At 67.1% G+C, this 7,345-nt stretch carries 6 protein-coding genes; 1 reads left to right on the plus strand and 5 read right to left on the minus strand.

The window, feature by feature from the left end:
• Window positions 1-227: 227 nt before the first annotated feature.
• Genes mmsB through ARC23_RS07190 form a run of 5 tightly spaced genes read right to left on the minus strand, consistent with a single transcriptional unit; the run spans window position 228 to window position 5,767 of the window.
• The gene (gene mmsB, locus ARC23_RS07170) at window positions 228-1,118 is read right to left on the minus strand and encodes a 3-hydroxyisobutyrate dehydrogenase (protein WP_057496613.1); all 891 of its coding nucleotides are present in this window, start codon (window positions 1,116-1,118) and stop codon (window positions 228-230) included.
• Window positions 1,115-2,290 (minus strand): enoyl-CoA hydratase/isomerase family protein, encoded by a 1,176-nt coding sequence (locus ARC23_RS07175; protein WP_057496614.1) that lies wholly within the window; start codon window positions 2,288-2,290, stop codon window positions 1,115-1,117. Before ARC23_RS07175 ends, mmsB begins: the two co-directional genes overlap by 4 nt.
• Complete coding sequence (locus tag ARC23_RS07180; protein ID WP_005407685.1) at window positions 2,287-3,084, minus strand: enoyl-CoA hydratase; 798 nt, start codon at window positions 3,082-3,084, stop codon at window positions 2,287-2,289. The genes ARC23_RS07175 and ARC23_RS07180 overlap by 4 nt, the downstream gene beginning before the upstream one ends.
• Window positions 3,081-4,247: an acyl-CoA dehydrogenase family protein gene (locus ARC23_RS07185; RefSeq protein ID WP_057496615.1), complete on the minus strand. Its 1,167-nt coding sequence runs from the start codon at window positions 4,245-4,247 to the stop codon at window positions 3,081-3,083. The genes ARC23_RS07180 and ARC23_RS07185 overlap by 4 nt, the downstream gene beginning before the upstream one ends.
• A gap of 14 nt (window positions 4,248-4,261) precedes the next feature.
• Entirely contained in the window at window positions 4,262-5,767 is a 1,506-nt protein-coding gene (locus ARC23_RS07190) for a CoA-acylating methylmalonate-semialdehyde dehydrogenase (RefSeq protein ID WP_057496616.1), read from the minus strand.
• Window positions 5,768-5,881: 114 nt separating this feature from the next.
• Here ARC23_RS07190 and ARC23_RS07195 point away from each other — a divergent pair, with 114 nt between their 5' ends.
• Window positions 5,882-7,249 (plus strand): helix-turn-helix domain-containing protein, encoded by a 1,368-nt coding sequence (locus tag ARC23_RS07195; protein ID WP_057496617.1) that lies wholly within the window; start codon window positions 5,882-5,884, stop codon window positions 7,247-7,249.
• Window positions 7,250-7,345 lie beyond the last annotated feature (96 nt).

Genomic DNA, 7,345 nt, shown 5'->3' on the forward strand with positions numbered 1-7,345 from the left:
GGGGTCAGATCCCTTTCGCGTTGCGAAAGGGATCTGACCCCCAAAAAAATGGGCGGATGCCGGTCGAAACCGAACATCCGCCCATCCCACCTCGGGTGGGCCCCAGCGCGCAGCCGGGGACGCATTCGCTTCTGTAGAGCCGAGCCCCTGCTCGGCTGATCCGTCCGGCGCGGGAACATCCGGCGGAAAAGCAGCCGAGCACGGGCTCGGCTCTACATATCCAAGCCTTACTTCTCGCTCGTGATGAGCTGCACGACGCTGGAAAAATCCAGCTTGCCGCGGCCGGCCTGGTGGTTCATCGAGTACAGGTTGCGGGCCACTTCGCCCAGCGGGATCGAGGCACCGACACTCATCGCCGCTTCCACTGCCAGGCCCATGTCCTTCAGCATCAGATCGCTGCCAAAGCCGCCGCTGTAACCGCGTGAGGCCGGTGCATTTTCCAGCACGCCCGGCCACGGATTGCACACTTCGGTAGCCCAGCTGCGGCCGGTGCTGACGGCCATCATCTGCGACAGCACCTTCGGGTCCAGCCCGTGCGCCACGCCCAGCGCGATGGCTTCACCGGTCACCGCCATGATCACGCCCAGCGCCATGTTGTTGCACAGCTTGGCGACCTGGCCGGCGCCGCTGGCGCCGACATGGAAGATGTTCTTGCCCATCGCCTGCAGCACCGGGCGGGCGCGTTCCAGCGCATCTTCTTCGCCACCGACGATGAAGGTGAGCGTGCCGGCCTGTGCCCCTGCGGTGCCGCCGGACACCGGTGCGTCGATCATCTGCAGGCCACGCGCGGCGGCCGCCTCGGAAACCTTGCGGGCGCTGGCCGGCGCGATCGTGCTGCAGTCGATGACCAGTGCACCGGCCGGGATCGCGGCGAGGATGCCGTCGTCACCCAGGTACACGCCTTCGACATGGCGGCTGGCCGGCAGCATCGAGATCACCACTTCGGCATCGGCCAGGGTGTCGCGCGCCGACGCGGCCGCGCTGGCGCCGGCATCGACGGCGGCCTGCACCGCCGCCGGGACCAGATCGAACACGCGTACGGTATGGCCGTTCTTGACCAGGTTGGCGGCCATCGGGCCACCCATGTTGCCCAACCCGATGAATGCAATGCGGCTCATGCAAGGCTCCTTTCAACAAGGGGAGTGCCCAGGTCGGCCAGCGGATGCGCGGCTTCGGCCCAGGGGGAAGCGAAGAACGTACCGGCCCACGCACCGCTGGCCTCGGCCAGGGTGGCCGGGTTCCACTGCGGATTGCGGTCCTTGTCGATCAGCAGCGCGCGGATGCCTTCGGCGAAATCACCGTGGGCGGCGCAGTGCAGTGCGGTGATGTATTCCAGACGGTACACGCTGGCCAGATCCTGGCCGGCGCTGCGGCGCTGCAGCTCGAACGCCAGCCGCGCCGAGCCCGGCGCACCGGCGGCGAGGGTTTTCTGTGCGGCCTGCAACCAGGCATCGTCGGTCTGCAGGTTGCTGATGCGGTTGATGATGGCGGACAGGTCATCACCTTCGCACAGTGCATCGACCTGCGCGGCGTTGGCCAACAACGGACCGGTCGCAGCATCACTGGCATGCGACTGCAGCAGATGGGTCAGGCGCTCGTGGTTGTGCGCGGTGTCACTTGACCAGGCCACCTGCAACAGGGCCTCGAACACCGCGCTGCGGCGCTCTTCGGCCACGTGCACGTCGGCCAGCCCGGCGTAGATGGCGTCGCCCGGGTTGAGCAGCGCACCGGTCAGGGCCAGGAACAGGCCGCCCCGGCCGGGCACGCGCGGCAACAGCCAGCTGCCACCGACATCGGGGAACAAGCCAACAGTGATTTCCGGGAAGGCCAGCTTGGAGCGCTCGCTGACCACGCGATGGCTGGCGCCGGACATCAGGCCGATGCCACCGCCCATCACGATGCCATGGCCCCAGCACAGGATCGGCTTGGCGTAGGTGTGGATGAGATGATCGACGCGGTATTCGACGTCGAAGAATTCTGCGGCGTAGTCGTTCTCGCGGATATCGCTGTGGCCAGCCTCGCGGAAGGCGACCATGCTCTTGTAGAGGCTGTGCAGGTCGCCGCCGGCGCAGAACGCTTTTTCACCGGCGCCCTGCAGCACCACCATGGCGATGCCCTCGTCGTCGGCCCAGGCATTCAACTGCTTCAGCAGCAGGTGCGCCATCGGCAGCGAGAAGCCGTTGAGCGTGCGCGGCGCGTTGAGCGTGGCGATGCCGATGCGCGCGCCGTTGCCGGCCACCCGCTCTTCGAACAGCACCGGTGCGTCGTCGGCAACGGTGTCGGTGCTCATGCGTTCTTCCACTGCGCGGCGCGCTTTTCCAGGAAGGCGGTCACGCCCTCGACCTGGTCGGCGGTGTCGAACAGATCGACGAAGGCTTCGCGCTCGGCCACCAGCGCCGAGGCGTGGGTGCCGGTACGGGTGGACTGCACCAGCGTCTTGCAGGCGGCGATGCTGGTCGGGCTCTGCTTACCGGCCTTCTTCGCCCATTCCAGCGCCAGTGCCTTGGCTTCGCCCTTGCCGACCTTTTCCTCGGCCAGGCCGATGCGCAGCGCGGTCTCGGCGTTGATGCGCTCGCCCAGCAGGATCATGCGCTTGGCCCAGCCCTCACCGACCAGGCGCGGCAGGTTCTGGGTGCCACCGGCGCACGGCAGCAGGCCAACAGTGGCCTCCGGCAGCGCGACCTGGGCGTGGTCTTCGATGATGCGCAGGTCACAGGCCAGTGCACATTCCAGACCACCGCCCATCGCATAGCCGTTGATCGCGGCGATCGACACGCCACGGAAACCGGACAGCGCTTCGAAGGCTTCACCGAAGCGGCGCGCGGCCTCGCGTGCAGCGGCCTTGTCACCCGAAGCGAACTGGTTGAGATCGGCACCGGCGGAGAAGAATTTCTCGCCGTCACCGGTGATCACCAGCGCGTAGATGTCGCGGTCTGCGTTGAGCGCGCCCACCAGGTCGCGCAGCGCCGACAGGCTGTGCACGGTCCAGGTGTGCGCCGGCGGGTTGTTCAGGGTGACCACGGCGGTGTGGCCATCGACCTCGACCTTCAGGCCCACGTGCTCCTGGGTACGCCAATCCTTCATCGCAGTTCCTCTTCGGTGTTGAGCAGGTGACGGGCAACGATCACCCGCATGATCTCGTTGGTGCCTTCCAGGATCTGGTGCACGCGGCAGTCGCGCAGCAGGCGCTCGATCGGGTACTCGCGGATGTAGCCGTAGCCACCGTGGATCTGCAGCGCTTCGTTGCAGACGTTGAAACCGGCATCGGTGGCGAAGCGCTTGGCCATCGCGCACCACACGTTGGCATCGCTGGCGCCGGCATCGAGCTTGCGCGCGGCGGTGTGCACCATCTGCCGCGCGGCCACCAGTTCGATGGCCATGTCGGCCAGCTTGAACTGCAGCGCCTGGAATTCGGCCAGTGCCTTGCCGAACTGGCGGCGCTCGCCCATGTAGCGGCGCGCGGCATCCAACGCGCCCTGCGCGGCCCCCAGCGAACAGGCGGCGATATTGATGCGGCCACCATCAAGCCCCTTCATCGCCAGCTTGAAGCCGCCGCCTTCCTCTCCCAGAAGGTGGCTGACCGGCACGCGGACGTTTTCAAAGGTGATGCCGCGGGTGGGCTGGCTGTTCCAGCCCATCTTCTCTTCCTTGCGGCCGAAGCTGACGCCCGGCAGGTCGGCCGGCACCGCGATCGCGCTGACACCGCCGGCACCGGCACCGCCGGTACGTGCCATCACCACCAGCAGTTCGGTGGCACCGGCGCCGGAAATGAAGGCCTTCGAGCCGTTCAGCACGAAATGGTCGCCATCACGCACGGCGGTGGTCTTCAGCGACGCCGCATCGGAACCGGCGCCCGGCTCGGTCAGGCAGTAGGAGGCCAGCTTGCTGCCCGAAGACAGGTCGCTGCCCCAGGCGTCGCGCAGGGCCGGCTGGCCCCACTTGGAGACCATCCACGAGGCCATGTTGTGGATGCTGATGTAGGCCGCCGTCGACGGATCGACGTTGGCGAGCTCCTCGATGACGACGGCGGCGTCCAGTCGGCTCAGGCCGCTGCCGCCCACCTCCGGGTCCATGTACAGACCACAGAAGCCCAGTTCTCCAGCCTTGGCGATCGCCTCGCGCGGAAAGATGCCCTCCGCATCCCATCGCGCGGCGTGCGGCGCCAGTTCGGCCTGTGCGAAGTCGCGCGCCGCTTCGCGGTACGCCTGCTGCGCTTCTTCCAGTTCCGTCGTCATCGAGTGGCTCATGGCTGCTCCTGCGCTTACTTCAGGCTGATCGTGGTGTTGACGCCGTGGCTCAGCGTCTCGTCATCGAACCAGCGTGCGGTGACCGTCTTGGTCTGGGTGTAGAACAGCACCACCTGCTTGCCGTACGGGCCCAGGTCGCCCAGCTTGGAGGCGCGCGAACCGGTGAACGAGAACAGCGGCACCGGCACCGGGATCGGCACGTTGATGCCGACCTGGCCGACATCGATGTCTTCCTGGAATTTGCGTGCGGCCGCGCCGGACTGGGTGAACAGTGCGGTGCCGTTGCCGTTGGGGTTGCTGTTGACCATCGCGATGGCGTCTTCCAGCGTTTCCGCTTCGAGGATGACCAGCACCGGCCCGAAGATTTCCTCCTGGTAGATGCGCATGTCGGTGGTGACACCGGCAAAGATGGTCGGGCCGACGAAGTTGCCCTTCTCGAAGCCATCCACCTGCGGCTTGCGGCCGTCGAGCACCAGCTTGGCGCCCTGCTCCACGCCCGAGGCGATCAGGCCTTCCACGCGCTCGCGGGCGCTGCAGGAAATGACCGGGCCGACGTCGGTGCCGGACACGGTGCCGGCGCTGACCTTCAGCGTCTTGGCCTTTTCGACCAGGTCCTGCACCCAGCTGCGCGCTTCGCCGACCAGCACGAGGGTGGAGGCGGCCATGCAGCGCTGGCCGGCGGCGCCGAAGGCGGCGCCGACCATCGCGTTGAGGGTCTGTTCCTTGTTGGCGTCCGGCAGCACCACGGCGTGGTTCTTGGCGCCCATCATGCACTGCACGCGCTTGCCGGCCAGCGAGGCGCGGTTGTAGACGTGGGTGCCGACGCGGGTGGAACCGACGAACGACACGGCCTTGATGTCCGGGTGGTCGCAGATCGCGTTGACCACTTCCTCGCCACCGTGGACGACGTTCAGCACGCCCTTGGGAATGCCGGCTTCCAGCGCCAGTTCCACCAGGCGCATGGTGACCATCGGGTCCTGCTCGGACGGCTTGAGGATGAAGGTGTTGCCCGTTGCAATCGCCATCGGGAACATCCACAGCGGGATCATCGCCGGGAAGTTGAACGGGGTGATGCCGGCGCACACGCCCAGCGGCTGCATGATCGTGTAGGTATCCACGCCATTGGCCACGTTGTTGGCCAGCTCGCCCAGCTGCAGGTTGCCGATGGCGGCGGCGTGCTCGACCACTTCCAGGCCGCGGAACACATCGCCTTCGGCGTCGGGCAGGGTCTTGCCCTGTTCGGCGGTGAGGATGTGGGCCAGCTCGCTCATGTTCTCGCGGATCAGCTGCTGGTACTTCAGGAAGATGCGCGCGCGGGTGCCGATGGGGGTCTTGCGCCAGGTCTTGAACGCCTCCTTGGCGGCAGCGACAGCGGCGTCCACTTCGCCGGCGGTGGCGAACGGCACCTGGGCCAGGACGTCCTGGGTGGCCGGATTGACCACGTCCTGCCAGTGGGAGGTGGCCGATTCGATGAACTGGCCATCGATCAGCATGCGGATACGGGGCGCTGCAACAGTCATGACGACAATCCCACGGGCTCGAAAGATGCTTGGCATTATTCACAGCACTCAGCTCGATTTCCGCGCTGAATCCGCTTAATCTGGCCAACGCGCCCCACGATTCCTGTTAATTCTGTGAATTATTCAGCTCCCCAGCGGCAGCTTGGCCTGCGCTTGCTACGGCTGCGCGAGCAGCGCGGCTACAGCCAGGCCGACCTGGCCCGCGCCTTGGGCCTGTCGGCCAGTTACCTGAACCAGATCGAGCGCAACAAGCGCCCACTGACCCCCGCCGTGCAGAAGAAGCTGGGCGAGGTATTGGGCGATGTTTCCTCACTGTTCGACGAAGATGAGCCCGCTGCCCTGCAGGAAGCCTTGGGCGAGACCCTGCGCGACCTGGGCCTGGCCGAAGTCAGTGCCACTGAACTGCGCGCCCTGGCGGGCAACCTGCCGCAGGTCAGCCGCGCGCTGCTGGACCTGCACCGCCGCCACCTGGCGCTGCGCGAGCATGCCGCCGCGCTGGAATTCCAGCTGGGCGAGCCCGGTGCCGGCAGCACCCTGCCCGCTGGCGACCAGGTGCGTGAGTTCTTCAACCGCATGCACAACCACATTCCCGAGCTGGACGAGCTGGCCGAGCGCCTGTTCGCCGAGTGGGGGCTGTCACCCGGGCACGTGGCGCCGCGCCTGCGCCAGCTGCTGGCCGATCGCCACGGGGTGCTGGTGGAAGTGGCCGCGCTGCAGGCCGGTCGCGAGAAGCGCCAGTACGACGCCGGCACGCGACGGCTGTGGCTGCCCGATTACCTGGAACCGGGCCAGCAGGCGTTCCAGATGGCCGCCGAGCTGGCCCTGCATGGCTACCTGCCGCAGATCGATGCGGTGGTGGCGCGCGCCGGCTTCACCGATGACGCACGCATCGCGCAGGCGCGGATTGGCTTGTCGAATTACTTCGCCGGTGCGTTGGTGATGCCGTACATGCGTTTCCTGCGTGCGGCCGAGGCCAGCAGCTACGACATCGAACTGCTGGCGCACCAGTTCGGCGTGGGCTTTGAAGCGGTCTGCCACAGGCTGAGCACGCTGGCACGACGCAGTGCGCCGGGCCTGCCGTTCTTCTTCATCCGCGTGGACCGCGCGGGCAATGTGTCCAAGCGCCATTCGGCCACCGATTTCCACTTCTCGCAGGTGGGCGGTTCCTGCCCGCTGTGGATCGTGTACGAGGCATTCAACCAGCCCGGGCGCATCCTCACCCAGACCGCGCGCATGCCCGATGGCCGCCGCCATTTCTGGCTGGCGCGGCAGGTCAGCAGTGGACCGGTCGGCCACGGCCAGCCGCGCAAGACCTTCGCGGTGGCGCTGGGCTGCGATCTGCAGCACGCCGAACGGCTGGTGTATTCGCTGGGGCTGGATGTGCAGAGCCCGGGCAATTCGGTGTCGATCGGCCCGGGGTGCCGGGTGTGCCCGCGCGAGGATTGCATGCAGCGCGCGTTCGCGCAGTTGCCGGGGCGATAGGGTTGTTCGGCAGGGCTGCGCCCTGCACCTGCCGAAGCCGAAGCCGAAGCCGAAGCAACTGCAACAGCAAAAGCTGGCATTCCGTGGGATGGCGGG

The organism is Stenotrophomonas beteli (assembly GCF_001431665.1).
In the GTDB taxonomy this organism is placed as follows: Bacteria; Pseudomonadota; Gammaproteobacteria; order Xanthomonadales; family Xanthomonadaceae; genus Stenotrophomonas; species Stenotrophomonas beteli.